The organism is Streptomyces sp. NPDC054757, from assembly GCF_053612185.1.
On record NZ_JBSHBW010000009.1, the window covers coordinates 128673 to 155075 of the forward strand.

General features: G+C 72.0%; 22 protein-coding genes and 1 pseudogene. 13 read left to right on the forward strand and 10 right to left on the reverse strand.

Going from position 1 to position 26403, the window contains the following annotated elements:
- Nucleotides 1-29 precede the first annotated feature (29 nt).
- Nucleotides 30-701, forward strand: coding sequence for a snapalysin (snpA, locus tag ACWGKJ_RS14180; RefSeq protein WP_385033900.1), 672 nt, complete (start codon nucleotides 30-32; stop codon nucleotides 699-701).
- 145 nt (nucleotides 702-846) lie between these two features.
- On the opposite strand, the gene ACWGKJ_RS14185 is transcribed toward snpA, so the two are convergent.
- On the reverse strand, nucleotides 847-2922 hold the full coding sequence (locus ACWGKJ_RS14185) for an FUSC family protein (protein ID WP_385033903.1): 2076 nt from the start codon (nucleotides 2920-2922) through the stop codon (nucleotides 847-849).
- Nucleotides 2923-3030: 108 nt separating this feature from the next.
- Between ACWGKJ_RS14185 and ACWGKJ_RS14190 the strand changes: the two genes are divergently transcribed.
- The gene (locus ACWGKJ_RS14190) at nucleotides 3031-3453 is read left to right on the forward strand and encodes a hypothetical protein (RefSeq protein WP_385033906.1); all 423 of its coding nucleotides are present in this window, start codon (nucleotides 3031-3033) and stop codon (nucleotides 3451-3453) included.
- A gap of 1 nt (nucleotide 3454) precedes the next feature.
- On the opposite strand, the gene ACWGKJ_RS14195 is transcribed toward ACWGKJ_RS14190, so the two are convergent.
- Nucleotides 3455-4729 (reverse strand): hypothetical protein, encoded by a 1275-nt coding sequence (locus tag ACWGKJ_RS14195; protein ID WP_453315738.1) that lies wholly within the window; start codon nucleotides 4727-4729, stop codon nucleotides 3455-3457.
- A 190-nt stretch (nucleotides 4730-4919) separates the two neighbouring features.
- Here ACWGKJ_RS14195 and ACWGKJ_RS14200 point away from each other — a divergent pair, with 190 nt between their 5' ends.
- The gene (locus ACWGKJ_RS14200) at nucleotides 4920-5504 is read left to right on the forward strand and encodes a GNAT family N-acetyltransferase (RefSeq protein ID WP_385027536.1); all 585 of its coding nucleotides are present in this window, start codon (nucleotides 4920-4922) and stop codon (nucleotides 5502-5504) included.
- A 310-nt stretch (nucleotides 5505-5814) separates the two neighbouring features.
- On the opposite strand, the gene ACWGKJ_RS14205 is transcribed toward ACWGKJ_RS14200, so the two are convergent.
- Nucleotides 5815-6597 carry a uracil-DNA glycosylase gene (locus tag ACWGKJ_RS14205; protein WP_385027533.1) on the reverse strand — a complete coding sequence of 261 codons (783 nt, stop codon included), beginning with the start codon at nucleotides 6595-6597 and terminating at the stop codon, nucleotides 5815-5817.
- A gap of 323 nt (nucleotides 6598-6920) precedes the next feature.
- On the opposite strand from ACWGKJ_RS14205, the gene ACWGKJ_RS14210 reads away from it, so the two are divergent.
- Nucleotides 6921-8999, forward strand: a complete 2079-nt coding sequence (locus tag ACWGKJ_RS14210) for a GTP-binding protein (protein WP_385027530.1) — start codon at nucleotides 6921-6923, stop codon at nucleotides 8997-8999.
- Nucleotides 9000-9069: 70 nt separating this feature from the next.
- Here ACWGKJ_RS14210 and ACWGKJ_RS14215 read toward each other — a convergent pair whose 3' ends face one another.
- The 5 genes and pseudogenes from ACWGKJ_RS14215 to ACWGKJ_RS14235 all read right to left on the reverse strand — a co-directional run bounded on the left by ACWGKJ_RS14215 (nucleotide 9070) and on the right by ACWGKJ_RS14235 (nucleotide 14916).
- Nucleotides 9070-9906 carry a hypothetical protein gene (locus ACWGKJ_RS14215; RefSeq protein WP_453315739.1) on the reverse strand — a complete coding sequence of 279 codons (837 nt, stop codon included), beginning with the start codon at nucleotides 9904-9906 and terminating at the stop codon, nucleotides 9070-9072.
- A gap of 156 nt (nucleotides 9907-10062) precedes the next feature.
- The gene (locus ACWGKJ_RS14220) at nucleotides 10063-12201 is read right to left on the reverse strand and encodes a tetratricopeptide repeat protein (RefSeq protein ID WP_385027525.1); all 2139 of its coding nucleotides are present in this window, start codon (nucleotides 12199-12201) and stop codon (nucleotides 10063-10065) included.
- A 487-nt stretch (nucleotides 12202-12688) separates the two neighbouring features.
- Entirely contained in the window at nucleotides 12689-13207 is a 519-nt protein-coding gene (locus tag ACWGKJ_RS14225; RefSeq protein ID WP_385027523.1) for a GNAT family N-acetyltransferase, read from the reverse strand.
- A pseudogene (locus ACWGKJ_RS14230) lies at nucleotides 13204-13341 on the reverse strand (IS256 family transposase); the annotation flags it as partial. The pseudogene ACWGKJ_RS14230 and the gene ACWGKJ_RS14225, both read right to left, overlap by 4 nt.
- 213 nt (nucleotides 13342-13554) lie before the next feature.
- The gene (locus tag ACWGKJ_RS14235; protein ID WP_385027517.1) at nucleotides 13555-14916 is read right to left on the reverse strand and encodes an aldehyde dehydrogenase family protein; all 1362 of its coding nucleotides are present in this window, start codon (nucleotides 14914-14916) and stop codon (nucleotides 13555-13557) included.
- A 451-nt stretch (nucleotides 14917-15367) separates the two neighbouring features.
- Between ACWGKJ_RS14235 and ACWGKJ_RS14240 the strand changes: the two genes are divergently transcribed.
- The 4 genes from ACWGKJ_RS14240 (at nucleotide 15368) to ACWGKJ_RS14255 (ending at nucleotide 18164) form a co-directional block, all read left to right on the forward strand.
- Entirely contained in the window at nucleotides 15368-16153 is a 786-nt protein-coding gene (locus ACWGKJ_RS14240) for a ferritin-like domain-containing protein (protein WP_385027515.1), read from the forward strand.
- Entirely contained in the window at nucleotides 16150-17001 is an 852-nt protein-coding gene (locus tag ACWGKJ_RS14245) for a ferritin-like domain-containing protein (RefSeq protein WP_385027512.1), read from the forward strand. Before ACWGKJ_RS14240 ends, ACWGKJ_RS14245 begins: the two co-directional genes overlap by 4 nt.
- Nucleotides 17002-17130: 129 nt before the next feature.
- Entirely contained in the window at nucleotides 17131-17535 is a 405-nt protein-coding gene (locus ACWGKJ_RS14250; protein ID WP_385027510.1) for a cupredoxin domain-containing protein, read from the forward strand.
- A 143-nt stretch (nucleotides 17536-17678) separates the two neighbouring features.
- On the forward strand, nucleotides 17679-18164 hold the full coding sequence (locus tag ACWGKJ_RS14255; protein ID WP_385027507.1) for a hypothetical protein: 486 nt from the start codon (nucleotides 17679-17681) through the stop codon (nucleotides 18162-18164).
- Here ACWGKJ_RS14255 and ACWGKJ_RS14260 read toward each other — a convergent pair.
- Nucleotides 18127-19440, reverse strand: coding sequence for an MFS transporter (locus tag ACWGKJ_RS14260; RefSeq protein WP_385027504.1), 1314 nt, complete (start codon nucleotides 19438-19440; stop codon nucleotides 18127-18129). The two genes, ACWGKJ_RS14255 and ACWGKJ_RS14260, sit on opposite strands and share 38 nt — an antisense overlap.
- Nucleotides 19441-19506: 66 nt before the next feature.
- Between ACWGKJ_RS14260 and ACWGKJ_RS14265 the strand changes: the two genes are divergently transcribed.
- Nucleotides 19507-20589, forward strand: a complete 1083-nt coding sequence (locus tag ACWGKJ_RS14265; protein WP_385027501.1) for a LysR family transcriptional regulator — start codon at nucleotides 19507-19509, stop codon at nucleotides 20587-20589.
- Between the two features lie 100 nt (nucleotides 20590-20689).
- Nucleotides 20690-22204, forward strand: a complete 1515-nt coding sequence (locus tag ACWGKJ_RS14270) for an alpha/beta hydrolase (protein WP_385027498.1) — start codon at nucleotides 20690-20692, stop codon at nucleotides 22202-22204.
- 78 nt (nucleotides 22205-22282) lie between these two features.
- Here ACWGKJ_RS14270 and ACWGKJ_RS14275 read toward each other — a convergent pair whose 3' ends face one another.
- Nucleotides 22283-23935, reverse strand: a complete 1653-nt coding sequence (locus ACWGKJ_RS14275; protein WP_385027496.1) for a peptide chain release factor 3 — start codon at nucleotides 23933-23935, stop codon at nucleotides 22283-22285.
- 156 nt (nucleotides 23936-24091) lie between these two features.
- Between ACWGKJ_RS14275 and ACWGKJ_RS14280 the strand changes: the two genes are divergently transcribed.
- The 3 genes from ACWGKJ_RS14280 to epsC all read left to right on the forward strand — a co-directional run bounded on the left by ACWGKJ_RS14280 (nucleotide 24092) and on the right by epsC (nucleotide 26229).
- Nucleotides 24092-24823 carry a polyamine aminopropyltransferase gene (locus tag ACWGKJ_RS14280; protein ID WP_385027493.1) on the forward strand — a complete coding sequence of 244 codons (732 nt, stop codon included), beginning with the start codon at nucleotides 24092-24094 and terminating at the stop codon, nucleotides 24821-24823.
- Between the two features lie 114 nt (nucleotides 24824-24937).
- Entirely contained in the window at nucleotides 24938-25525 is a 588-nt protein-coding gene (locus ACWGKJ_RS14285; RefSeq protein WP_385027490.1) for an NADPH-dependent FMN reductase, read from the forward strand.
- Between the two features lie 113 nt (nucleotides 25526-25638).
- Nucleotides 25639-26229, forward strand: coding sequence for a serine O-acetyltransferase EpsC (gene epsC / locus ACWGKJ_RS14290; RefSeq protein WP_385027545.1), 591 nt, complete (start codon nucleotides 25639-25641; stop codon nucleotides 26227-26229).
- Nucleotides 26230-26403: the final 174 nt, after the last annotated feature.

Here is a 26403-nt window from a genome sequence, read left to right on the forward strand (position 1 = left end):
CCCACACCGGACGAGTAGGAGCCCCCCACATGAAGCACCGTAATACCGCGATCTCCGCGATCCTCGGCCTCGGCGTCGCCGCCGCTCTCGGCACCGTTGTCCCCGCCCAGGCGGCCTCCACCACGGTCGCCCCCGTGCCGCACACCGCGCAGAGCGCCCAGCACTACACGAGCGCACAGCAGGAGTCGGGGAACAAGGCGTTCTTCGACGCGGTCATGAAGTCGGTCGCGAAGAAGCAGGCGGCCCACCCCGGCCTGAAGTCGGTCACGATCACCTATGACGCGTCGGCCGCGCCCAGTTACCAGAGCCAGATATCGGCCAGCGCGCAGATCTGGAACTCCGCGGAGACCAACGTCAAGCTCCAGGCCGGCTCGTCCGGCGCCGACTTCTCCTACCGGGAGGGTGACGACCCGCAGGGTTCGTACGCCTCGACGGACGGGCACGGCAGCGGCTACATCTTCCTGGACCACGCGCAGACCCAGGAGTACGACTCGATCCGGGTCACCGCCCACGAGACCGGCCATGTGCTCGGTCTTCCCGACGACTACAGCGGCCCGTGCAGCGAGCTGATGTCGGGCGGCGGCCCCGGCCCGTCCTGCACCAACCGCCAGCCGGACGCACAGGAGCGCGCCCAGGTCGACTCGCTCTGGGCGAACGGTTTCGCCAAGGCCCTGGCCAAGGCGGAAGCGGCCCGCTCCTGACCGCAGGCTCCTGACCCGCATGCCCTGACGCCACCTCCCCGGCGTCGGCCCCCCACCCCCCGCACCCGGCGTCGCTGACGGCGCCGGGTGCGGGTGACCTGCCGGGGCGGAACAAACCGGGCCGGGCCACACACCCGGCCCGGTCTCAGCGCTGCGGGGAGGCGATCTCCCGGGCCGCGACGACCTCCTGGCGCAGTGGGGCGAGTACGCCCTCGTCGTCCCCCTTGATACGGGTCGCCACCTCCACCAGGGTCGGGCTGGACCGCAGCCCCTGCGCCAGTTCCCGCAACTCCTTCGTCACATCGCGGACTTCCTGCGGTGCGGGCGGCCGGGCCCCATGGTCGACACGGACCCGGGCGGCCGTCGTCGCGTCCACGATCCGTTCCGCCGCGACGACCAGCGGCCACCAGGCGGCGGCCCGCCTCCCGGTCGGCGGCGGCTCGGTCAGGGCCCGCTGGAACTCCGTCCGTACGACCGACAGATCGCGGTAGAGCCGCCGCCGCAGCCGCTCCCGGTCACCGGGGTCACCCGCTCCGTCCGGCGCACGCGCACCGTCGCCCGCCGGGCCGCCGCCACCCGTACCGGCCCCCGCCGGGCCGGATCCGTCCGCCGGGCCTGGTCCGCTCCCGCCGCCGAAGGCGCACTCGACGTACCGGGCGCTCTCCTCGACCGCGGTGGCGAGCCGGTCGCCGATCCGGGTGTGCCAGCTCTCCGGCCAGAGCAGATACCCCGCGACCAGGGTGATTCCGCAGCCGATCAGGCTGTCGAGCAGCCGGGGCAGCACCAGATGGAACCCCAGATGGTTGAGCTGGTCGGAGATCAGCAGGATCACCGGGGTGATGGCCGCGGTCTGGAAGGCGTACCCGTTCGCGGAGACCGCCGGGATCAGCGCCGCGAGCACCACCGTCACCGGCACGTCCCACCAGCCGCGCGGGACGACCCCGAGGACCAGGGCGGCCGTGAGCACCCCCACCGCCGTGCCGAGCGCCCGCAGCACCGCGCGGGAGAAGACCGAGCCGAAGTCCGGCTTCAGTACGAAGGTGACGGTGAGCGCGACCCAGTACGAGCGAGGAACGCTGACCACCGACACCAGCACCTGCGCCAGACCGATGCAGAGCGCGAGCCGCAGACCGTAACGCCAGGAGGCGGGCGAGAGCAGGACGGTGGCGGCGGCCCGGCGGGCCCGTACGCCGAGCGCGGCGGGGCGGCCGAGCCGGTCGTCCGTGCCGTACGGGCCGGGGCGGTCGGAATCCGCGTGGTGGACGACGGCGGCCGCGTGCCGCAGCGCCGCGTTCATGGCACGGTCGGCGGGGCCCTCCGGCTCGGGGAGCAGCAGACCGGGCACCGCGTCCGGCCGCCCGGAGGCGACCACGTCGGCCAGGTCCCGGACGGCGGCGGCGATCTCGGGGCGGCGCGAGGCGCGGCCGTGCAGATGGGCCGCCGCTGCCGCCTCCACCAGCGGAACCAGCACATTGAGCTGGGCGAGCATCCGCACCATCGACCTGCTGCGGCCGTGGTAGTGGGCGCGCCGGGCGAGGATCAGATCGTACGAGGCGTTGAGCGAGGCGGTCACGGCCTGGCGCCTGGGGCCGTACGCGGGTGTGCCCGCCGCCGCGAGCAGTTCGGCGACCGAGCGGTAGGTCGCGGCGACCGCGGTCCGCTCCGGGGTCCGCGCCCGCAGCGGCCAGCCGAGCAGGGCGAGCAGCAGCACGAAGAGCCCGCCGAGCGAGAGCAGCAGCGGCGCCTTCCACCAGGGTCCTGGCATCGGAAGACCCGCGCCGACCACGGAGTTGAGCAGGAGCAGCAGCCCCGATACGGAGGCCACCGCACCGATCGTGGAGATCATCCCGGAGACCAGTGCGACCAGCGTGAGCATCGCCACCGCGACCCAGCCGTCGCCGTACACCAGGGTGCCGAGCATGACGCCGACCGCACCGAAGCACTGCGGCACGGCGATGTTGAGGATCCGCATCCGGTACGCGTCGGCGGTGTCGCCGATGACACCCGAGAGCGCGCCCATGGCGACGAGCGCGCCGTAGCCGGGCTGCCCCGCGGCGAGACCCACCGCCAGCGGCGCGGCCAGCGCGATGCTCGCACGGACCACGGCGGCCCAGGGGACCGGCGCCGGCTGCGGGCGCAGCCCCCGGATCAGCCACTCCGGCGGCGAGACCAGCGGCTGCCTCTTCCGCGCTTCTGCTCCGACGTCGGCCGTGTCACCCATGCCCACAAGTTACGTCCTGGCCCGTGGCGCCCGCCGCTGCGCCGTACGAGTTGCCGGGACGCGGCTGCGGGTGTGCGCTGGTGGGAGGGCGAGTGGAAGGAATCTGCCATGGCCACACCCACCACACTCCGCGGACACCGGTCGTCCCACGGGCCGTCCCACCGGCGCCCGGCGGCCCACCGGCGCCTTCCGGCGGCCGCGGTGGCGGTGCCTCTCCTCCTCGGCGTCGTCTACGGCCTCTACACGGCGTTCATCCTCAGCTCGGGCCATGTGTTCAGCACCGCCAAGACGGTGCTCAGCATCGTCTCGGGGCTTGTTCTCGCGGTACTTGCCTTCGTTTTCGGCCGGATCCAGCACGCGCTTCCCAGGGAGGCGAGGGCTGCCGGGTACGGCGTGCTCATCGGCGGAGCGATGGGGTTCCTGTACTCGATGACCGGGTCGAGCGTCCTGTCGTCCTCGTTCATCGGCGCCGGGTTCGGCATCGGTGCCCTGCTCACGACGTTCTATCTGTTCTACACGCACGAGGAGTGACTCATCGCGCCGGACGGGAGCCCGCTGACGGGCTCCCGTCCGGCGTGCGCGGCTCGCCGTCGTCGGCCAGCAGCTCCACCACCGCCAGCGCGACGAGCGCGGAGAGGACGATGCCCACCGCGACGCCCGCGGTGGGCCGGTACCAGACCAGGTAGACGGCGAGGGCGACGGCCACCACCGCCCGGTCCAGCCAGATCCTGGCCCGCCACACCCAGAGCCCGGCCCGCCCGGTGCGCAGCCCCATGGCGTCACGTACGGCGCCGACGGAGCCCCGGCACGCCGTACGGACCCGTACCGCGGCCCGGCCCGGGCCGCCCAGCCAGGTCGCGAGCGCCACCACGGCGCCGGAGACGGCGATCATGCGGGCCGCCGTCCGCAGGAAGGCCGTCAGCGCGTCGAAGACGGCGGCCGCGGCGGGCTCCGGGACGCCGCCCGGTAGCCGGTCCAGATACAGGCTGCGGAAGACGGCGAGCGCCGGAGCGAGCAGCAGCGCACCGGCCGCCACCGCGAGGGCAGCGGTGACCAGGGCGCGCCTTCTGCGGACTGAGAGGAGGACGCCGCCCGCCGCGAGCAGCACGGTGACGTACGGCAGCCAGAGGGCGCCGGTCCGCAGCAGCCGGAAGGTGGTGCGCGCACGGCCCATTGCCGCGGAGTCCAGCACGGTCAGCCGGGTGTGCACCGTGGGGATCTTCGACGCGAGCGTCAGTCCGCTGTCCACGAGACGCTTCTTCGCGGCCTCCGTCACCGGGGACAGATCGATCGTGAGGGCGCTGCCCCGGTCGCTGGTCAGGGCCCGTACGGCGGCGGTGTGCGCGGTCCTGTTGAGCTGGACCCAGAGACCGGTGAACGCGTCGCTGCCGACGAAGTCCGCGACCGTGCGGTGCACCAGGTTCCTCAGCCCCGAGGTGATCGGCTGGTGGAGTGCGCCGATGGCCAGCTCGATCTCGGCCCGTTCCGCGGGCCCGACCGACTTGAGCAGTGCGTCGACGCTGACGTACTTCATGATGGCCTCCGTCGCCCGGTCGGTCACGGCGGACCGTACGGCGGGATCGGCGGCCAGCGGCCGCATCAGGGCGACATAGCGGCCGGTGTCGCCCACGACATCGCGGGTCCAGACGGCGACGGCCGAGACCGGGGTGAGGATCCCGGCGGCCACGATCAGCAGGACGGCGAGGAACGACCGCATCAGGCGGCCCGGCGGGCGCCGCTCAGGCGTCGCGGTCCGGGCCCGGAGCTCACCGGGCTCACCGAGTCCGTGGGTACCGTCGTCCGTCACGTATCCAGGGGAAGGCACCGGCCGGAAGCCCGCACTCCGGACGGCGCCATTCGGCCATTTCCGCCGCGCGCCCTGCCCGCACCGCGCCACCTGGCCTTGTCCCCGGGCGTCCGGGCGAGGCCGGATCCCGCACTGGCCGTTCCGCTGATCGCCCGGCGCTGGGACGATGGCCGGAAAACGGGAGGAACACATGGCAGAGGTCTTCATGCGCCGCCTGACCCGATGGCAGGCCGAACAGCAGCGGGAGGCCGTCGCGGACACCCATGTCGAGGTGTACCGGGGGCCGCGTGGCGAGGAGTTCCACGACCGCGGTCAGTTCCTGGAGCGCTTCGCCGAGGACATGCAGCGTCCCGGCTTCGACATGATGGTGGCCGACGGCCCGACCCTGGCCGGATGCGCGTACGGGTACGTCCTGGACCGGGACGGCGGGTTCTGGGAGGGCTTCCGGGGTGTGCTTCCGGAGGCGGTCGAGGAACTGACCGCGTCCGGGCAGGTGTTCGTCCTGGCCGAGCTGATGGTGCAGCCGTCCTACCGGCGGCAGCGGATCGCCACCCGCCTGGTCGGGCAGTTGCTGGTGCGTTCGCGGGCCGCGCTGGTCACGGCCCTGGTGGAGCCGGGGAACGAGGCGGCCAGGGGCGCGATGCGGCAGTGGGGCTGGACCCCCTTCGGCGACGTGCGGCCGAGCGAGCCGCCGGAACCGCTGGAGCCGGCCCGGCCGCGGCCCACGTACGAGGCATGGAGCCGGGCCATCGAACACGCGGGCAGCGCGGGGTAGGAGGCGGGGCGCGGGGCGGTCGGCCGGTGGCCCGGGGTTCTGGGCGTACGGGTGCGGGGGGTTCCGGGCGTATGAGCGGGGGGGGGCGTACGAACGGGGGTGCGGGGGGTTCCGGGGCGTACGGGTACGGAGGCAGGTACGGCTGCCGGGGTCGGCGGCTTCCGGGTCCAACTGCCGTGCTACAGCCAGCCGTTGCGCCGGGCCAGTGCACCGCCGGGCCCGGCCGCTGAGAGGCGGTGGCGCCCGGCCCGGCCGCTGAGACGCGGTGGCGCCCGGCCTCGCCTCCCCCGGCCTTCCCGCCGCTCCCGGGCTACAGCCCGGCGGCGGTGGCCGCCTCGCGGAACACCGTCTCCAGCATCGGACGCGTCAGCAGCCCGGTGTTCACATTGCGCCGGCTCGGGTGGTAGCAGCCGAAGAGCCTCAGCTCCTCGCGGCCGTCCGTACCGGCGAGCACCACCTGCGCGCCGTGGCCGAACACCGGTCGTGGCCGGGGCAGCACCCAGCCCGCCTCGGCCAGTACGGGCAGCAGGGCCTGCCAGCCGAATCCTCCGAGCACCACGACCGCACGCAGCCCGGGACGCAGCAGTGCCAGCTCCGCCGCCAGCCAGGGCCGGCAGGTGTCGCGCTCCTCGGTGGTGGGCTTGTTCTGCGGCGGCGCACAGTGCACCGGGGACGCCATCCGTACCCCGCGCAGGGTGAGGCCGTCGTCGGCGCCGGTCGCCGTGGGCTGCGAGGCGAGGCCGAGCGCGTGCAGCCCGGCGATCAGGAAGTCGCCCGCCGGGTCCCCGGTGAACATCCGCCCGGTCCTGTTCCCGCCGTGCGCCGCGGGCGCCAGGCCCACCACGGCCAGCGCGGCATCGGCGGGACCGAAGCCGGGGACCGGCCGTCCCCAGTACTCCTGGTCCCGGTACGCGGCCCGCTTCTCCACGGCCACCTGTTCCCGCCAGGCCACCAGGCGGGGGCAGGCACGGCACTCCACCACCTGCGCGTCCAGCGCACCGAGGTCGGCGCAGCCGGGTGCCCGCAAGGCGGGGAAGCGCCGGTCGTCGGCGCTCGGCTGCGGCTCTGACACTCCGTACTCCGACTCGGCCATCCCGCCACGGTACGGGGCCCCGGCCCACCTACCGGTCCCGGCGGCGCGGAAATCCTGTCGCGCACCCGGGAGACGTACCGCTACCCTCGCGTGGCTCGCGGTGACAGCCGGGCAGCCCGGACACTCAGCGGAATTTCAGCGGAAGAAGAGGCAGACGATGCGCCAGTTCCACGGATTCACCAGGTCGTCGTCCCTCTCTCCCACCCCCACTGAGGACCTCTGTGCCCGACACCCCGAATCCCGGCACCCCGAATGACGGAACTCCGAATGACGGAACTCCGAATCGCGGAACCCGGAATCCCGGAGCCACTCTCAACCTGGGCGTGCTCGCCCACATCGACGCGGGCAAGACCAGCCTGACCGAACGGCTGCTGCTCGACAACGGCGCCATTTCCGAACTCGGCAGCGTCGACGCCGGCAGTACGCAGACCGACACCGGCGACATCGAGCGGGAGCGTGGCATCACGATCCGTTCGGCGGTGGCGCCCTTCGTCGTGGGAGGTGTGGGAGGCCGCCAGATCAATCTGGTGGACACCCCGGGCCACCCCGACTTCATCGCCGAGGTCGAGCGGGCGCTCTCCGTGCTCGACGGTGCGGTTCTCGTGCTCTCCGCCGTCGAAGGCGTACAGGCGCAGACCCGTGTCCTGCTGCGGTCGCTGCGCCGGCTGCGACTGCCGACGCTGCTCTTCGTCAACAAGACCGACCGCCCGGGTGCGCGTACCGACAGCCTGCTGGCCGACATCCGCGCCCGGCTCACACCGGACGTCCTCGCCATGGCCACAGTGTGCGGCGCGGGCACCCCGGCCGCCCGGACGGCCGTACGGTCCCTGGAGCAGCCGGAGTTCCGCATGGCCGCCGCCGAGGCGCTCGCCGAACACGACGACGCCCTGCTCGCCCGGCTCGTGGCGGGCGAGCTGCCACCGGCCGACGAGGTACGGACGCTACTGGCCCGGCAGTGCGGGGCCGGAGTGCTGCACCCGGTCTTCTTCGGCTCGGCCCTGACCGGCGAGGGCGTCGCCGCCCTCACGGACGGCATCACCGCACTGCTGCGCCCGCCACGGCCCGCCCCGGAGCCCTCCGATCCCGCCCCGGCGGCCGGAACCGGCCCACGCGGCACGGTCTTCGCCATCGAGCGCACGGGGGCGGGCGAGAAGATCGCGTACCTCCGGCTCTTCTCGGGGGAGGTACGCGAACGGCAGCGCATCACCGGCATCCGCCGTGAACCGGGCGGCCGGCAGACCGAGTTCAGCGGCCGGATCACCCGTATCGACGTCGTGGGCGCCCCCGGCGGCCCGGACACCCGCGCGGCGCACGGCACCGCGGGCGGGAAGTCCGGCCGCGAGGCCCACGGCACCGCAGGCGGGAAGTCCGGCCGGCGGCTGACGGCGGGCAGTATCGGCCGGGTGCACGGCCTGCCCGGTATCCGGGTCGGCGACCAACTGGGCACATCCACGGACCACTTGGCGCAGCAGACCCACTTCTCCCCGCCAAGCTTGGAAACCGTCGTACGGGCATCGGTCCCCGGACATGAGGCGCGGCTGCACGCGGCCCTGCTGGCGCTCGCGGACGAGGACCCGCTGATCCGGACCCGGCCGACCGGTGGCGGCGCCACCTCCGTACTGCTCTACGGAGCCGTACAGCAGGAGGTGCTCGCGGCCCGGCTGGAGCGGGACTTCGGCCTTGAGGTGATCTTCGAGCCGGTCCGCCCGGTGTACTTCGAGCGGCCCGAGGGCAGCGGCGAGGCACTCACCGACGTCGGCCGGCACGGCCCGGACGCCGTCCTGGCGACGGTGGGCCTGCGCGTCGAACCGGCCCCGCCCGGCGCCGGTGTCACCTTCGCGCGCGAGACCGAGCGGGGCACGCTGCCCCGCGCCTTCCACCGCGCCATCGAGGAGTCCGCGCTGCGGACCCTTCAACAGGGCCTGTACGGCTGGGAGGTGACCGACTGCACGGTCACACTGACCCGGACCGGTTACGTGGCACCGCTCTCCGTCGCGGCACACTTCAGGCAGCTCACACCCTTGGTCCTCATGCGCGCACTGAAGCAGGCGGGCACCCGGGTCTTCGAGCCGTGCCAGACCCTGGAGGCGGAGATCCCGGAGGACACGCTCAACGTCGTCGTCAGCTGTCTCGCCCCGCTCGGCGCCCAGATCACCGGCTCCGCAGCGTCCGGCCCGTCCGGCTCGTCCTGGCTGGTCACGGCGGAGCTGCCGACCGGTCGCGTGCAGGAGTTCCAGCGGGCGCTGCCGGGGCTGACCCACGGCGAGGGAGCGGTCTGGTCCCACCCGGGCCGGGCCCGTCCCGTACGCGACCGGCCACCGTCCCGGCCCCGCACGGACGGCAATCCGCTGAACCCGGAGGAGTACCTGAGATTCCTCGCGGACCGGAGCCTTGCGGACTGAGTACGGGGCGGTGGGCGGGTGGGGACGGAGCCGTACCCACCCGCCGAACCACGGCACCGGCCCCTTCCGCTCAGCCTTCCGCCTCCTGCTCGGGGGTGTTCGACGCCGGCCGGGGGACGGTGTCGAGGGGGTGGCTGGACGCATTTCGCCCGGGACGAGTGGGGTTCGACGGGGGCTGGGCGGTGCGTTCCGGGTTGATGTGCCAAGGGATGTGGGTGGTCGGAAGGGGTGAGGGAAGAGGAGGCGGAGGCCCCAGGAACACCTCTGGGTTGCTCACTCCGGCGACCTCGGCCAGACCCTCAAGGTAGGGACGCGCCTCATGCTGGAGCACCTTGAGGTCGTAGCGGAATTCATCGTTGAAGGGCCACAGCGCCTCGTGCTGGTCCGGGTGGTGCTGGCCGTACCACTCGAGTTCGTGGTGCCACTTTGTGGTGAAAGGCCGTATGACCTTGTTGAGGAGGTCGGACGAGTAGTGCTCGACGGTCTCGACACCGTTGAGGGCCGCTCTGCCCGGGCCGGCAGGGCGGGTGACGTCACGCCGGAACGTGATCCAGGCATAGAGCGAGTTGATGGCCGCGCAGATCGAACCTCGTCCGTCCTCCAGCGGCTGGGCCACGATCCTGTCGGCCGCCTCATGAAAGAGCTTCTTTGCCAGGAGCCGCTTGTCGCCGTCGAATTTGATGGTGACTGTGCTCCCGGGGCCGCAGTACAACTGCGCCGATTCCAGGCGGAAGGAGTTGCGGTACAGGGCCCAGGCGATTGCCATCGCGGCGCCGGCCACCATACCTACAGCCATGAACTGGTTCTCAGCGCCCTGCCGGCTGATCGTATGGACTTCCATACCGACAAGACCGCCGAGCACCAGACCGGCTAAGCCCCAGCCCGCAGCCCGTACTGCGGCGGGCAAGCGAACTCGTATACGCGCCAACGTCCCCCCTCATGAACCGTGTTGTACGTACCGCTACCTCCCGAACGTATCTGCTCCAGGCAGAACGTGTCAGGGCTTCCTGACGGGCGTCTTCCCGGCTGCAGGGGTGGGGGGCTTCCGGCCTTGTGATACCCGTCAGGCGGGGGGCCGCGGTGGAACGACGAGGTCCGTGCCGGACAGTTCGGCCAGTGAGACGGCGACGGATCCGAGCGGCTCCTGGAGTGCGTCGAGCGCAGCGCGCATCTCGCCCGAACGTGCCCAGAGCCGTTCGTGCTCGACGGGGCTCATCCCGTCGGGACATGCGGCCTCGTGTATCTGGAGTGCCGTGTGCCAAGTGGAGAGAAAGGGGCGGAGGTGCGTGTTGGCGAGAGCTGAGGCGAGATGGGGAAGCGCTGCTCCGGTGGGGTTTTCCGCAGCCATGCGGTGCAGCACCTGGCGCGTCGTACCAAAAATGGAATGGAGCGAGTTGAGAGCCTCCCGCAGGGAGCCCTGATCCGGTTCGAGGGGTTGTACGCCCACTCTCGTGATCAGTTCGATTTGAAGGTCGAAGGCAGCTGTGCGCTCGGCCCGGCCGACACCGCTCATCCTTCTGTCCGTCACAGTGCTGGTGGAGGGGCTGTTGGCGGCGGGGACCGTGGACGTGGTGCTTCCAGCGAGTGCGGCCAGAGCATGGAGCAGAGCACGCCGGAGGTCTTCGTGGCGGGCCGGATCGGTGTCGTGGCGTCGCACCGCACGGGCGAGCAGTGGGTGAATGGTCCAGGCTGCTTCGCCGGTGACGGACGGCTGGACGAATCCTTCTCCCAGAAGTGTCTCCAGCGCCTCTGCGATCAGCTGGGGTGCTTCCCAGGGGTCGTAGGGGCTCACCGCCAGCAGCGCTTGTTCGATGACAGGCTGTGTGAGGGGAGCGGGGCAGGCGAGTGCCAGAAGCCGCAGGACATCGTCGGCGGGGCTCCGGGAATCGAGTGACCGGGTGAGCAACTGGGCCGTCAGTGGCCTTCGGCCCGATGGAAAGCGAGCGTCGGATGCTGGAGTGGGCACAGACAGAACGTCTGTGAGCGAGTTGTGCAAGCGGTTACGAATATGGCTGAAAGTGCCGGAAACCGTGAGCTCTGCGACCAGGTCGAGAGCATGGGGGTGCCCCCCGAGATCGTGGACGAGGGAGAGGGCTGCCGATCGGTCCGGGGTCGCCTGCGGCGCGCGACGTGAAACAACCAGGTGGTAGCCGTCGCGTTCCGGTAGAGGACCGATATCGATGGCCTCGGCGAAGGAGGGATAGCGCCGCGAGCGTGTGGTGATGAGGGTGGACGCCAGCAGATGGGGGCCGCGCAGCAGATGCAACTGGTCGGCGGAGAGGCCGTCGGGAACGCCGTCCACCACCCAGAGGCATGGCGCGTTGCGCTCTCCCATTGCCACGGCGAGACGGCTGAGCAGGCGTGGGAGCGGCACAGAGTCACGTTCCGGGCCGAGGACGGAGGCTACGGTGATGATCTGTTCCAGGTAGGCATCCATCGTGTCGGACGGTGTCCCGGCCTGGCAGCCATGGAGATCGAACCAGAAGATGCCGCCGGGGAAGGCGGGACTGAACCTCAGCGCGTACTCCTGGGCGAGCAGCGACTTCCCGATACCTGGCATGCCACGCAACTGTGCGGCGCGGCCGTCGCCGCCCTGCCCGCTGACCAGGGGTGCGCGATGCCGGTGCAGCGCGGTGTGGATCCGCCACTGCTCGGCGAGTCGGCCAGTGAAGTGCGGGGAGCCGGGACGGGCTGGAGCGGGGAGCCAGGGAACGTACGGCACCGCTGCCCCAGTCCCCATGGGCTGATCGAGTGTGGCGCTGTAGGCAGCGACGCTGGCGGCGAGTTGCTGCGCCGACTGATTGTCGAGGGGCCACGGCCAGTGTCGTGCATCGCGCAATTCGACCGGGTGTACGTGGGCAGCCGCCGGTTCAGGATTGACCACCAGGATGCGGCGGCGCGGGTCTCCCTCACCTAGGCCGGTCAGGTAGGCGTAGGTGAGTTCCCATTGGCATGCTCGGCGGTGCGGATACTCATCGGAGTACAGGGCCAGGAGGACTCGGGAGCGTGCCAGGGCACGAGTGATGGTCGAGGTGATGGACGCGAAGTCGTCCACGGCGCTGTCGTCGACGAAGACCCGCAGCCCCTGGTCTCGAAGAGCGACAATCAGTCCCGCTGCCCTTTCGGCATCGGACCGGCTGTAGCTGACGAAAACGTCCCATCCGTCGGTCGGAGCACTGAGCGACGATTCTCCGCCGGCCATCAACGGGCCTCCTTCATGCCGGCGCCGACTGCCTCAGTCCGATACGCGGCAGACGGGGCCGTAGACATGGCTGTTCTGGTGCATTCGTCCACCGAGCTGCCAGTACGTTGGCGTGGCCGACGGTCGACTATACGACCCCGGGTCTGTTCCTCTTGAGAAGGACGGCAACCTACGGGCACAGTCGTACGGCAGGATATCGCCACCGCAACATCCCGCATCAGCGACCACCCATGTGCGCAATGGGGACTGCGTCTACTCAGAAGAACCGACGCCAGTGCCTTCCCCCCATTGAGTTGATGCGGGGTGGAAGCGCACAGGTCCTCCCGAGCGGATTCCGATCCCTCCACACGGTGTGGCGCACCGTGGCGATGAGTCGAGTCAACTGTCTCCTCGGGGGTCGGGTGCTCGCTCGCCCATGACGGAGCCTGGGCTCAGCATGACGTGGGGGAGGCCGGGAAACGATTTCATTCCTGTGGACCGTTTGAAGTCATCGTCCGATACTCCGGTGCCATCGGACCTCGCCTTCGTGCCATGCGCCGGTGGGCGTGAGCCCGGCGGCCGTGGCGACGGCGGCGGATGCCCGGTGTTCGGGGTGGATATGAGCGATGACGGTGTGCACCGGCTGGCGGCTGAGCCAGGCGACGAGTCCCCGGCTTGCTTCGGTGGCGATGCCCCGCCCTTGCCACGGGGTTCCGACCACCCAGGCGATCTCGGCGGTGGAACCGTGGCCGGAGGCGCTGACCGTTGCCTGGACCGTGCCCGTCAGGCAGGACTCATCGCGAAGCCGGATCACCCAGTTCAGCCACGAGACGGCCGGATCGGGAGAGCCTGCGGTCATGCGCCGGTAGCGCGAGCGCAGGGCCGGCGGGGAGTCCGGAGCGCCGCCGGTGAAGGCGTGCAGGGCCGGATCGGACAGCACGCCCGCCATCTCATCGGCGTGCTGGACCTGGAGCGGCAGCAGGTCCAGCCGCCCGGTGCTGATGGCCTGTGCTTCGAGGGCGCTCACGCGGTGATCTCGGGGCGTTCGTCGAACTGACCGCGTAAGAAGCGGGTTCCGGCGCGGGCGAGGGCGACGAGAAGGGCTGTGTTCACGGCCCGCCACCGTTGCTGGGCGGACTCGATGACTTCGAGGGCCATGGCCGGGTCGGCGTCGCCGACCGCGCGGACGGGGGCGCGCACGCCCCGACGGGCGCCATCGCGCTTGATGGCCATCCCCATGCCTCTTCCCCCCCTCGATCGCCCAGTGGGACGAGACGATATGACAACGGCCGCGGACAGGGCGCCCCCCCCACTCACCCCCGCTCCCATACGGCCCGCCTCCGGCCCGCACACCGTGGAGCAGGTGCGGCGTTCTCACCCCACCGGCTTGTCCAGGACCGCCTTGCGGTGGCTGAAGGTCTCCAGCGAGTAGCGGCCGTGGTAGCGGCCCATTCCGCTTTCGCCCACGCCGCCGAACGGCAGGTCCGGGATGGTGAGATGGGCCACCGGGAGGCCGAAGCCCAGGCCGCCCGATGAGGTTTCCGTGGTGAGGCGGTCGCGGGTCAGTACCGAGTCCGTGAACGCGTACAGCGCAAGCGGCTTGTCCCGGTCGTTGATGAACGCGATGGCCTCGTCGAGCCCTTCGACCTCCACGACGGGCAGGATCGGGCCGAAGATCTCCTCGGCCATGACCGGCGAACCGGGCGCCACTTCGGCGAGCACCGTGGGCGCGAGATAGCGCTGCGCGCGGTCGCTGTCGCCGCCGACCACGACCCGGCCCGAGCCGAGCAGGCCCGTCAGCCGGTCGAAGTGGCGTTCGTTGACGATGCGGCCGTAGTCGTCGGAGGCGGCCGGGTCGGCGCCGAACAGTTCCCGTACGGCCGAGGCCAGCTCACCCTCCAGCTCGCGGGCGGTGCCGGGGTCGGTGAGGACGTAGTCCGGCGCCACGCAGGTCTGGCCCGCGTTGAGGAACTTGGTCGCGACGAGCCGGGCGGCCACCGCCGCGAGGTCCGTGCCCCGGTCGACGAACGCCGGTGACTTGCCGCCCAGTTCCAGGGAGACCGGTGTCAGATGCTCGGCGGCGGCGCGCATCACGATGCGTCCCACGGTGCCGTTGCCGGTGTAGAAGATGTGATCGAAGCGCTCTTCGAGCAGGGCGGTGGTCTCCGGTACCGCGCCCTCGACCACGGTCACCGCGTCCCGGTCGAGGTAGCGGGGCAGCAGCTCCGCGACGGCCCGGGAGGTGGCGGGGGCCAGTTCGCTCGGCTTGGCCACGACGCAGTTGCCGGCCGCGAGGGCTCCGGCCACCGGGGCCAGCAGAAGCTGGACCGGGTAGTTCCACGGCGCGATCACCAGGACGACACCCAGCGGGTCCAGCACGGTCCAGGCGGCGGCCTTCCCGAGATGTTCCGGTACGTCGACGGGTTCGGGCCGCAGCCAGCCCTCAAGGCGTTCCAGGGTGTGGTCGATCTCGCGCACGGTGAAGTCGATCTCCGTACGGGACGATTCGCGCTCGCTCTTGCCCAGGTCGGAGTGGAGCGCGGCGGCCAGCTCCTGACGGTGCCCGGTCAGCAGCGCCCGCAGGCCCCGCAGCTGTTCGGTACGCCAGGAGAGGGTCCTGGTCCGGCCGGTACGGAAGGTGGCACGCAGCCGGGCGACGGCTTCGGCGGGCTTCTCGGCGGGTCGGCCGGTGGGCTGCGCGGTGGGCTGTGCGGACGGCTTCTTGGCGGGTTCCACGGGTGCTCCTTGTTCGGTACGGAGGCTGGGCCGGTTTGTTCAGTACGGAGGGCTGGGGCGGTTCTTGGACGGCCGGTTCTCGGGGAAGAGGGGGCCGGTTGGCTCTGGGCGGTCGGCCTTGGGCTGGTTGGCGGTGGGCTGGTTTGCGGGCGGACCGGTCCCGGGAGGTCTGTTCCCGGAAGGGCCGATCTCCCGGAAGGACCGTCCCAGGAAAGCCGGTTCGGGTATTTGTATGTACCAATAATGCGGCTGCGTGGCTTCTTCCCGCGCCGGGTCAGCGGCCTCGCCGACCCCGCCCGGCCGGAGATGCGCGCCCCGGGCAACCGTTTCGTCATTCATTCGGGTACGCCGTGTGGCATTCGGTCTCAGCGGGCGGGACCCGTACCCCCCTCTTGCCCAAGGCTCGGGGAGACACCCGTGCTGTCCGGCGCGGGGAAGGAGATGGGACGCGATGGGTACCGATCACATCGACACCGGGTTGTTGAGGGAGCTGACCGAGCAGTCGCAGGATTTGAACAGCGACGCGCTCCGGGTGACGAACTCCGCACTGGCGGACTTCGCCGAAACGGCCGAATCTTCGAGCCGCCGCTGGTGGCAGCGCCGGGGCACCCTGCTGGGCGCCGCAGGAGCGGCGACCCTGCTGGGCGCCGGACGCGCGGCCGCCGCGTCGAGCACGGACGTCATGGCACTCCAGACGGCCGCTTCGATCGAGAACCTGGCGGTGAGCGTCTACCACACCGCCGCCGGGCTGCCGTTCATCAAGAGCGGCAACAAGACCGTGCTGGCCTTCATCACGAAGACCGCGCAGCAGCACACCGCGCACGCCCAGGCGTTCAACGCCGCCGCCAAGAAGGCGGGCGGCAAGGAGCAGACGGGCACGGATCCGAAGTACGCGGCGGTCGTCAAGAAGACCCTGCCGACGATCAAGAACTCGGCGGACGTGGTCAAGCTGGCCATCACGCTGGAGGACGTCGCGGCGCAGACGTACACCAAGAACATCGGCCAGGTCCACGACACCAGCCTGCGCCAGCTCTTCGCCTCGGTCGCGCCGGTGGAGGCCCAGCACCGCGCCACGCTGCTCGCCGTGCAGGCGCTGCTCGCCGACGGCAAGCAGAGCCTCATCGCGATCCCCACGGACGTCGCGAAGCTGCCCGCCAACATCGGCAGCGTCGGCTTCCCGGACGCCTTCTACCCCACCAAGATGGCTTCGCCGGTCAGTGAAGGGGCCGTCAAATGAGCAGCAGCAGGGGCAGCTGGGAGCTGCCGATCAGCGAGGGCGAGATGTCCCGTCTGACGAGCGAGATGGACGAGGCCCACCGGGAGCTCCTTCCCGTGATGACCGCCTCGGCCCGTGAGCTGTCGACGGAGCTGAAGGACCTGGAGAGCTCCGCTCCCGACCGTCGCCAGGAAGAGCGTGTGCATCTGGCGCGCCGTCGCTTCCTGACAGGTGCCGGGGCATCGGCGGCCATGCTGGCGCTCGCCGCCTGTGGCGGGAAGCCGGGCGACACCCCGGCCGGCGGGAGCGCCTCCGGCTCCGCATCGACCGGTGCTTCCGCCTCCTCGTCGGGCAAGGCCGGGCAGTACACGGGCGACCTGAAGGTCGTCGCCCTGGCGACAGCCCTGGAGAACCAGGCCGTCGGCGCCTACCAGGCGGCTCTCAAGGCGGCCAACGCGGGCAAGCTCGGCAAGGTGCCGCCGGCGGTCGCGACGTTCATCCAGACCGCCATGGCGCAGCACAAGGACCACGCCGACGCGTGGAACGGGGTGCTCTCCAGCGCGGGCAAGCCGAAAATCACCGGTGTGCCGCTCTCCGACCAGCCCACCGTCACCAAGGAGCTCGGCCAGGTCAAGGACGTCACCGGGGTGGCCAAGCTGGCGCTCCGGCTGGAGGACCAGGCCACCGAGACCTATGTGTTCGCGACGTCCAACGTCAAGAGCATGGGCGGGGTCAACACGGCGGCGACCATTGCTCCGGTCGAGGCCATGCACGCAGCGATCCTGCACTTCGTGCTGGGCCAGTACCCGGTGCCGGACGCCTTCATCGGTACGAAGAACGCCGCCAGCCCCAGCCTGCTGACGGTCTGACCCCGCGCGACCCCGCGCGGCCGGCACGACCCCGCTCCGCCCCTCCGGCTCCCGGCCGGGTGCGTCACCCTCCTCCATGACGCACCCGGCCGGGGCCGGATCGGCCGTTCCGAGACCACCGGAGACCCGATGCTCACCCGTAACCGCAGACCGCGTGCGGCGGTCGCCGCTGTGACGCTCTGCCTGCTGACCGCCGTCACCAGCTGCTCGGACAGCGGATCGAAATCCTCCTCGTCGTCGTCCACCACGCCCACGAACGCGGCTTCCACGGCGAGCGGCAAGGGCCACCAGATCACGATCAAGAACTTCAAGTTCATGCCCGCAGCCCTGACCGTCTCCCCGGGGACGAAGATCACGGTGACGAACAAGGACTCGACGACCCACACCGTGACGGCCACCGGCAAGAAGGCGTTCGACACCGGTGACATCGCCGCCGGGAAGACGGTCACCTTCACCGCGCCGTCCGGCAAGGGCAAGTACCCCTACATCTGCACCATCCACCAGTACATGAAGGGCACGCTCACGGTCAGCTGACCTCGCGGCCGGGACCTTTCCCGTACGGATCGTCCCGGTACGGATCGTCCCCGTACGGATCGCGCCCGTACGGCCTGCCGAATCTGCCCGTACCGACCGTGCTCGACCGACTGCCTGCCAAGACCGTGCCGGGAAGGGGCCCCATGCCGTCCGATCTCTCGTCAGCCGCGCCGCCCGGCCCGGCCGGCCCCGTCCGCCGGGTGCTGCGGGCGCTGCTCTGTGTGCTGGCAGCGGCGGGGCTCGCCGTCGACGCCTATGTGCACGCGCACCTCGCCGACCAGTACGACCCCGTCTCGGCCGGCATCAGCCAGGGCGATCTCTTTCGTATCGAGGCCGGTCTCGCCTCACTGGCGGCGCTGCTCGTGCTGGTCTGGCGCCGGGCCGTGTCGGACGTGTTCGCCTGGCTGGTCGCCGCGGGCGGGCTCGCGCTGATCCTGATCTACCGGTTCGTCGACGTCGGGAAGCTCGGCCCGGTGCCCAACATGTACGAGCCGGTCTGGTTCTGGGACAAGACGCTCGTGGTGATCGCGCAGGCCGTGACCATCGTCGCGGCCACCCTGCTGCTGCTCACCGGCGCCTACCGCCGCAGGTTCACCGCGCGCCGCCGGAGCCGTCGCCGGGTCGAGTGACGGCGGACGGTTCGGCCGCCGGCCCGGCGGATGCCTGCGGGGCCGGTGCGGTCTGTGCCGCGGGCCGGACCGCGGACCGTGCCTTGCGCAGGGTCACCGCGCTGAGCAGGGCCACCGCGACCAGGCAGCCGCAGTAGAGGGTCAGACCGTTCCAGGCCCCTGCGGAGTACGCGATTCCGCCCACGGATCCGCCTACCGCGCTGCCGATGTAGTAGAAGAACAGATAGACCGCAGCACCCTGCACCCCCAGCACGGCGGACCGTCCGCCGACCCAGCCGCTGGCCACCGCGTGGGCCGCGAAGAAGCCCACGGTGAAGATCACCAGGCCGGGGATGACGGCACCGAGCCGCGGTACGAGCATCACCGCGAGGCCCGCGAGCGTGACGAGCAGCGCGGGCAGCAGGACGCGCGGCCTGCCGTACCGGTCGACCAGCCGGCCCGCCGCGGCCGAGGAGAACGAGCCCGCGGTGTACGCGATGAAGAGCAGCCCGGCCGTCGTCTCGGAGAGATGGAACGGCGCATCGATCAGCCGGAACCCGAGGTAGTTGTAGACGGTGACGAACCCGGCCATCGCCAGGAAGCCGATCAGATAGAGCCTGAGCAGGGCGCTGTCCGGCAGCGCCCGGCCGATCGCGGACGCGAGCGCGCGCGGCCGTGCCTCCCGGCGTACGAAGCGTACGGAGGCGGGCACCGTCAGATGGAAGACCACCGCGCAGACCGCCGCGACCGCGCCCACGGCGCCGATCGCCCAGCGCCAGCTGCCGGTCAGGTCCAGCACACCGTCGGCGACGAGCCGGCCCGCCATCCCGCCGATCCCGTTGCCCGCCACATAGAGCCCCATGGCCTGGCCGAGCGACTCGCGGTGCACCTCCTCGGAGAGATACGACATCGCCGTGGCCTGGAGACCGGCGAGCGCGAGGCCCTGGAGCACCCGGAAGACCAGCAGCACCGGGTAGTTGGGCGCGAAGGCCGCCGCGATACCGAGGAGGGCTGCCGCGCCGAGCGAGAGGCTCATCATCCCGGTCCTGCTCCACGCGTCGGAGAGGGCGGTCAGCGGCACCACGGCGACCGCCATGGCGGCGGTGGAGACCGAGATGGTCAGCGACGAGGCCGCGGGCGACAGAGCGAAGTGCGCGGAGAGGGAGGGCAGCAGGGCCTGGACGCAGTACAGCGTCATGAACGTGGTCAGCCCGGCGGCGAACAGCGCCCCGGTGGCCCGGCGGAAACCGGGCGTCCCACGCGTGTGCGCGGCAGGCGGTATGAGCGGGTCAGTCACCGGACGACGGTAGGCCGGGGGTCGTTCATGCGTCCAATGCATGGATGCCCGATATATGTTCCGTATATGGAACAACGCCCGGACCGGGCCACCGGTCGCCCCGCACCCGACCCCGTACGGCCTGCTGTTCCGACTCCTGTACGGCCGGCCGCCTCGACCCCCGTACGGCCCGACGCCGCGCCTCCCGCCCCCTTGGCGCCGGACGGGGCGCGGCTGCCCGCGCCGCTGCTGGGGATGTGTCCCGATCTCGTGCGGTTCGTGACGGTGGCCGGACTTGAGCATCTCTCCGCGGCGGCGAGCGAGCTGGGCACCCCGCAGTCGACGGTCAGCCGCAGCGTCGCCCGGCTGGAGGCGGCCGTCGGCACCCCGCTCTTCGACCGGGAGGGCAGGGGGCTGCGGCTGACCCGGCAGGGGCGCGCCTTCCTGGCCCGGGTCCAGCGCGGTCTTGAGGAGATCGCGACGGGGTGCGAGGAGCTGCGGCTGGCCACCGACATGCCGGGCACGGTCGCGCTCGGCTTCCTGCCCGCGCTCGGTTCGGCCCCGGTTCCGCTGCTGGTCAGCTGGTTCCGCGACCGGCACCCCCAGGTCCGCTTCCAGCTGGTCCAGGACAACGCGCAGGGGCTGCTCGACCGGCTGCGCGCCGGTGAGGTCGATCTCTGTCTGACCTCACCGCTGCCCGATGAGCCGGGCATCACCACGCTGCCGGTCGCCGCCGAGCCGCTGAGTCTCGTCGTACCTGCCGGTCACCGGCTGGCGGGGCGGGACCGGGTCCGGCTGTCCGACGCGGAGCACGAGGACTTCGTGATGGCCACCTCCGGCTATGGTCTGCGCCGCCTGGTCAACAGCCTCTGCGCCGCGGCCGGTTTCCCGCCGCGCGTGGCGTTCGAGAGCGCTGAGATCGCCACGATGCGCGGCTTCGTCGCGGCGGGCCTCGGCGTCGCGGTGCTCCCGCCGTCGCCGGTCCGGGTACCCGGCCTGGTGGACCTGCCGCTCGACGATCCGGGGGCCACCCGAACGGTCGGCCTGACCCGGGTGACGGCCCGCACCCGTACCCCGGTCGTCGCCGACTTCATCGACCTGGTGCTCAGCCGGGCCCAGGAGTGCTTCGGCGCACCCGCCCCCGACCGGGAGCCGCCGGACGGCCCGTGAGTGCGTCGGGGATCACCCGTAGGGGCGGGGGCTACCCCCCGCCCGATGTGTCGTGCCAGTCGTATGGGCCCGGGAGACCGTTTCAACAACCCTTGTGTCCATGACCAGTTACGCCCTCAGGGGCCTCATCGGCACCGTGTCCGCGGCAGCCGTCGCCGCCGCTCTCACCGCCATATCCGTGCCCGCCGCCCACGCCGCCCACGCCGCGACGGCGCCCGCTCCCGTGCTCACCTGGCGGGACTGCGCCCAGCCCGGCGGCCCGGCAGGCCAGGAGTGCGCTGAGCTGCCCGTACCACTCGACTACCGGCACCCGGACGGGCCGCGGCTCACCCTCGCGGTGTCCCGGCTGCGCAGCGACCGGCCCGCGGCGCGGCGCGGGACGCTCCTCGTGATCCCCGGCGGGCCCGGCGGATCAGGGGTGCAGCGGCTGACGCAGAAGGGGGCCGCGCTGCGGGGGCAGTTGGACGGGGCGTACGACATCGTCAGCCTCGACCCCCGTGGCGTCGGGGGCAGTTCCCGGGCGGGCTGCGGTCTCGACGCGGCCGACCGGCATCTGGTGACGGTACGGTCCTGGCCCGCGGCGGACGGCGGGATCGCGGAGAACATCGCGAGATCCCGGCGGACCGCCGATGCCTGCGCCCGCAACGGCGGCCCGGTCCTGCGCAGCCTCACCACCGCCAACGAGGTCCGTGACATCGACCGCTTCCGGCAGGCGCTGGGCGAGGAGAAACTGTCGGCGTGGGGGCAGTCGTACGGGACGTACGTCGGGGCCCAGTACGCGCAGAAGTATCCGCAGCACACCGACCGCTGGGTCCTGGACAGCAACGGCGACCCCGACCCGTCGCGCGTCGCCCGCGGCTGGCTGGCGAACATGGCGGTCGGCGCGGACGACCGGATGCCCGACTTCGCGGCCTGGGCAGCGGATCCCACCAGGGCGGACGACGGGCTGCGACTTGCCCAACGGCCGGACGAGGTGAGGCCGTTGTTCCTCTCGCTGGCCGCCAAGCTGGACCGGGAGCCCAAGGAGACGACCACCCCGGGCGTGCCGCTCACCGGCACCCTGCTGCGGCAGGCACTCCAGAACGCGCTCTCCGACGACGCCGCGTTCCCGCAGCTGGCCCAGCTGATCAGGGCCGCGCAGGACCCGGCCGCGACACCCGTCCTTACGCCTGATCTCTCCCAGGCGATGCCCGACGCGGACGCCGCGGTGACGATCGGGGTGATCTGCAACGATGTGCGCTGGCCGGACCCGGTTTCCTCGTACGGGCCCGCGGTCGCGGCGGACCGGGCCGCCCATCCGCTCACCGCGGGGATGCCGGCCAACATCACGCCCTGCACCTTCTGGAAGGACGCACCGGCCGCGCCGCCCGCCCGGATCACCGACCGGGGGCCGTCGGACATCCTCATGATCCAGAACCGCCGGGACCCCTACACGCCGTACGCGGGGGCCCTCAAGATGCGGGCCGCGCTCGGTGACCGGGCCCGGCTGGTGACCGTCGACAGCGGCGGGCACGGTTCGTATCTGGGCACCGGGAACGCCTGCGGGGACCGTACCGTGACGCGGTTCCTCACCACGGGGCAGCGGCCGGCGCACGACACGGAGTGCGCGGGCTGAGAACGGCGGCCGGAGCGGAGCAGGCCGGGAAGACGGAACCGGCCGGGGAAGCGCCCCGGCCGGTTCCGTACGGGTGCCTCAGTCGTGGGCGGCCAGCAGGTGGTCGAGGCGGGCGTCCGGGAACGCCCGCTGGAAGGAGTTGGCCTGCCACTTGTCGGGGAAGAGCGCCAGCACCTCCTTGTCGCGGACCCGGGTCAGCGCCTCGCCCTGGACCAGCCGCGCACTGTTCAGCGCGTCGCCGCCCGCCGCGTCCGTCGACCTGGCCAGGTGGTACGGCAGGAACTCAAGACGGACCGGCGAGGAGAACTCGCCCGCCATCCGGTGCGTCACCACGTCGAACTGCATGGGCCCCACCGCGGCCAGCACCGGCGACTGGTCCCCGCGCCGGTCCGAGACCAGCACCTGGACCACGCCCTCCTCGTCGAGCTGGGCGATACCGCGCCGGAACTGTTTGGAGCGGCTGATGTCGACCGGGCGTACGGCAGCGAAGTGCTCGGGCGCGAAGGTCGGCATCGGCGGGAACATCGCGGCCGGCCCGTCGTACAGGGTGTCGCCCACCCGGAGCGCCGCCGCGTTGCCCAGGCCGACGACGTCACCGGGGTAGGCGGTGTCGACCATGGAGCGGTCCTGGCCGAAGATGCTGTGCGCGTACTTGGTGGCGAACGGCCGCCCGGTCGCGGCCCGGGTGACGGTCTCACCGCGCTGGAAGACCCCCGAGCACACCCGCAGGAACGCGATGCGGTCCCGGTGCGAGGGGTCCATGTTCGCCTGCACCTTGAAGACGAGCCCCGAGAAGGGCGCGTCGACCGGGCGGGCGCCGCCGCCCTCCAGCTCGCGGGCGTGCGGTGCCGGGGCCAGGTCGACGATCGCGTCGAGCAGCAGCCGTACCCCGATGTTGGAGACCGCCGCGCCGAAGAAGACCGGTGTCGACGTGGCGCCCAGGAAGGACTCCGGGTCGAACTCGGCGCCCTCGGCCTGGAGCAGCTGGAGCTCCTCCGTCGCCTGCTCCCAGCGGTCGCCCTCCTCGGTGGCCGCCCGGTCGGCCGTGATGATCTCCTCGTCGGCCTGGTGGGCGCCGCCGGGGGCACGGGTGTAGCGCAGCATCTGCTCGGGGGAGCGCGCGTCGATCAGACCGCGCATCTCGCCGGCCTCGCCGACCGGCCAGGTCACCGGTGTGGGCCGGACGCGCAGCTCGCGCTCGATCTCGTCCAGCAGCTCCAGGGCCTCCCGGCCCGGCCGGTCCCACTTGTTGACGAAGGTGATCACCGGGATGCGGCGGTGGCGGCAGACGTCGAAGAGCTTGCGGGTCTGCTCCTCCAGGCCCTTGGCCGCGTCGATGAGCATCACCGCGCAGTCGACGGCGGCGAGCACCCGGTAGGTGTCCTCGGAGAAGTCCGCGTGGCCGGGAGTGTCGAGGAGGTTGAGCACATGGCCGCGGTGGTCGAACTGGAGGACCGCCGACGTCACGGAGATACCGCGCGCCTTCTCCATCTCCATCCAGTCGGACGCGACCGCGCGCCGCCCCGACTTCCCGTGCACGGCGCCCGCCTCGGTGATGGCGTGCGCGTGCAGGGCCAGGGCCTCGGTGATCGTCGACTTTCCCGCGTCGGGGTGGCTGATGACCGCGAAGGTCCGCCGCCTGGCGGCCTCGCCCGCCACTCCGCTCACACCCGTTCCGCCGGGGGCGTCCCCCTTGCCCGCGGAAGTCCCGTACGTCTGCACCCTCGCCACCAGTCCCTCGTCCGTCCGAACCACCAGTGTGCGGCAAGGCGCGACCCGCCCGGGACCGGCCTCCGGCGTGGCCGGGTGCCGGGTGCCCGCTGTGGGACCCTCCAGGGGCGGGGCAGGGGCAGGCCGCCGGGGAAGCACCAGGGACGAGGACAGCGGATGAGTGCACGGTTCGAGGAGATCGACTGGCGTCCCACGCCGCTGGGCGACATCAGCCTGCGGCGCCGCAGGGACCCGGCGTCGGGCGACGACGTGTACGAGGTGAAGCTCGGGGACGAGTTCCTGATGTCGAGCCTCTTCACCCTGGGTGAGACCGAGCTCACGCGGCTCGGCCTCACGGGACTGCCGGACACCGCGCTGGACGTCGCCGTGGGCGGCCTCGGCCTCGGCTACACGGCGCGGGCCGCGCTCGACGACCGGCGGGTGGCCTCGCTGCTCGTCGTCGACGCCCTGGGCGAGGTCATCGACTGGCACCGGCGCGGACTGGTCCCGCTCGGCGCCGGGCTGGCGTCGGACCCCCGGTGCCGGCTGCTCCACGGCGACTTCTTCGCGCTGGCCACCGGAGCCGGCGGCCTGGACCCGGAGGAACAGGGCCGGCGCTTCCACGCGATCCTGCTCGACGTCGACCACTCGCCGCGGCACGTCCTGCACCCGAGCCATGCGGCGCTCTACCGCCCCGAGGGGCTGCGCGCGCTCGCCGGACTGCTGCGTCCCGGCGGCGCCTTCGCCCTGTGGTCGAACGACCCGCCGGACGCGGAGTTCACCGCCGTACTCGCGGAGGTCTTCGCGCGGACGGAGGCCCATGTCGTCACCTTCGGCAACCCGCTCCAGGGGGGAACGTCGACCAATACGGTCTATGTGGCGCGCAGGGGCGAGCCCGGCGAGGCTTAGGGGCTGTCCGGCGGGCAGCCCCAGGGGGAACGGAGCGGGAGGCCATCGGGAACTGGCTGTTCCACTCTGTCTCCGGCACGGGGCCCAGCGGCGGGCCCGTGAGGAGGAGAGCCGGTGGACACCCCCCTGAAGATCGTTCTTGTTTCCGGCAGTACGCGCCGGGATTCGGCCAACACCGCGCTGCTCGCCACCGTCGAGCGGCTCATCACGGAGCGGGCCGGTGACGTCGAAATCCGCTGGCTGCGCGTCGGCGAACTGCCCCACTACGAGCGGGATCTTGAGCTCTCCGGAGCCAGCGAACCCGTCCTGGCCGCGCATGAGGCGGTCGCGTCGGCCGACGCGCTGGTGATCAGTACCCCCGCGTACAACGGCGAAATGCCGGGAGCGTTGAAGAACGCCCTGGACTGGTTGTCGCGTGCGCAGGGCGGCGCGGAACAGGGGGCGCTGCGCGGTCGGCTCACCGCTGTCCTCAGTGCCTCCCCGGGCGCTCGCGGGGCAGGCGACGCGCAGGCCACACTGAAAACGGTGCTGGGGCGTTGCGGGGCGCGCGTGGTGGAGCATCCGCCGGTCGCGATCGGCAACGCGCCGGCGCTGCGAGGGGCGGACGGGTTGGTCGCCGACCCCGATGTGGTGACCGTCCTGGGTGGTCTGACCGACGCCCTGCTCGCTGCGGTCGGGCCCCGCGAGACGGTGCCGGTGTGAAGCGGCCTTCGGGGGCGGGCAGCGGCCTGGCCGCTGCTGGGGCCGCGGGTGCGGTTACCGGTACGGGCGTTGGCGCGGATACGGGCGCGGAGCCGGACACCGCCGAGCTGGGGCTGCTGCGCACGCTGCGGGAGGACCTCGACGTGGTCGTCGCCCGTGACCCCTCGATCCGTAACCGGCGTGAGGGCCTGCTGCACGCGGCACTCCCCGCGCTCTGGGCGCACCGGATCGCACACCGGCTGCACCGCCGGGGGATGCGGCTGCCCGCCAGGCTGGTGGCGGCGGCGGCACGGCGCGCGACAGCGGTGGAGATCCACCCGGGGGCGCGCATCGGACGCCGGGTCTTCATCGACCACGGGGCGGCCGTCGTCATCGGGGAGACCGCCGCGGTCGGCGCCGACTCGACGCTCTACCACCAGGTGACGCTGGGAGCGGTCGGCTGGTGGAGCGATGTGCTCCGCCCGGTGGGCGAGCGCCGCCACCCCGTGGTGGGCCGGCATGTGGTGCTGGGCACCGGCGCCACCGTCCTCGGCCCTGTGACCGTCGGCGACCACGCCGTGATCGGTGCGCAGGCGCTCGTCCACCGGGATGTGCCGGCGGGGGCGCGGGTGCTGGCCCCGACCGCGGTGGTGCATACGGCGGGCGGGGGCCGGCGGCCCGTGTCCGAGAGCTATGCCGTGACCGCGTCCGCCGGTTCCTGGTAACCCCCGCGGGGGCGTCCGCCCCTCCTCAGCAGAGCTTCCGCCCCTCCTCGTGCGGCCCGTGAGAGCGCCGCGCGGCCCGACGACGTGGAGAACACAGTGAAGAGCACCGAGAGCACCGAGAGCACCGAGAGCACCGAGAGCACCGAGAGCGCTGGCAGCACCGAGAGCGCTGGC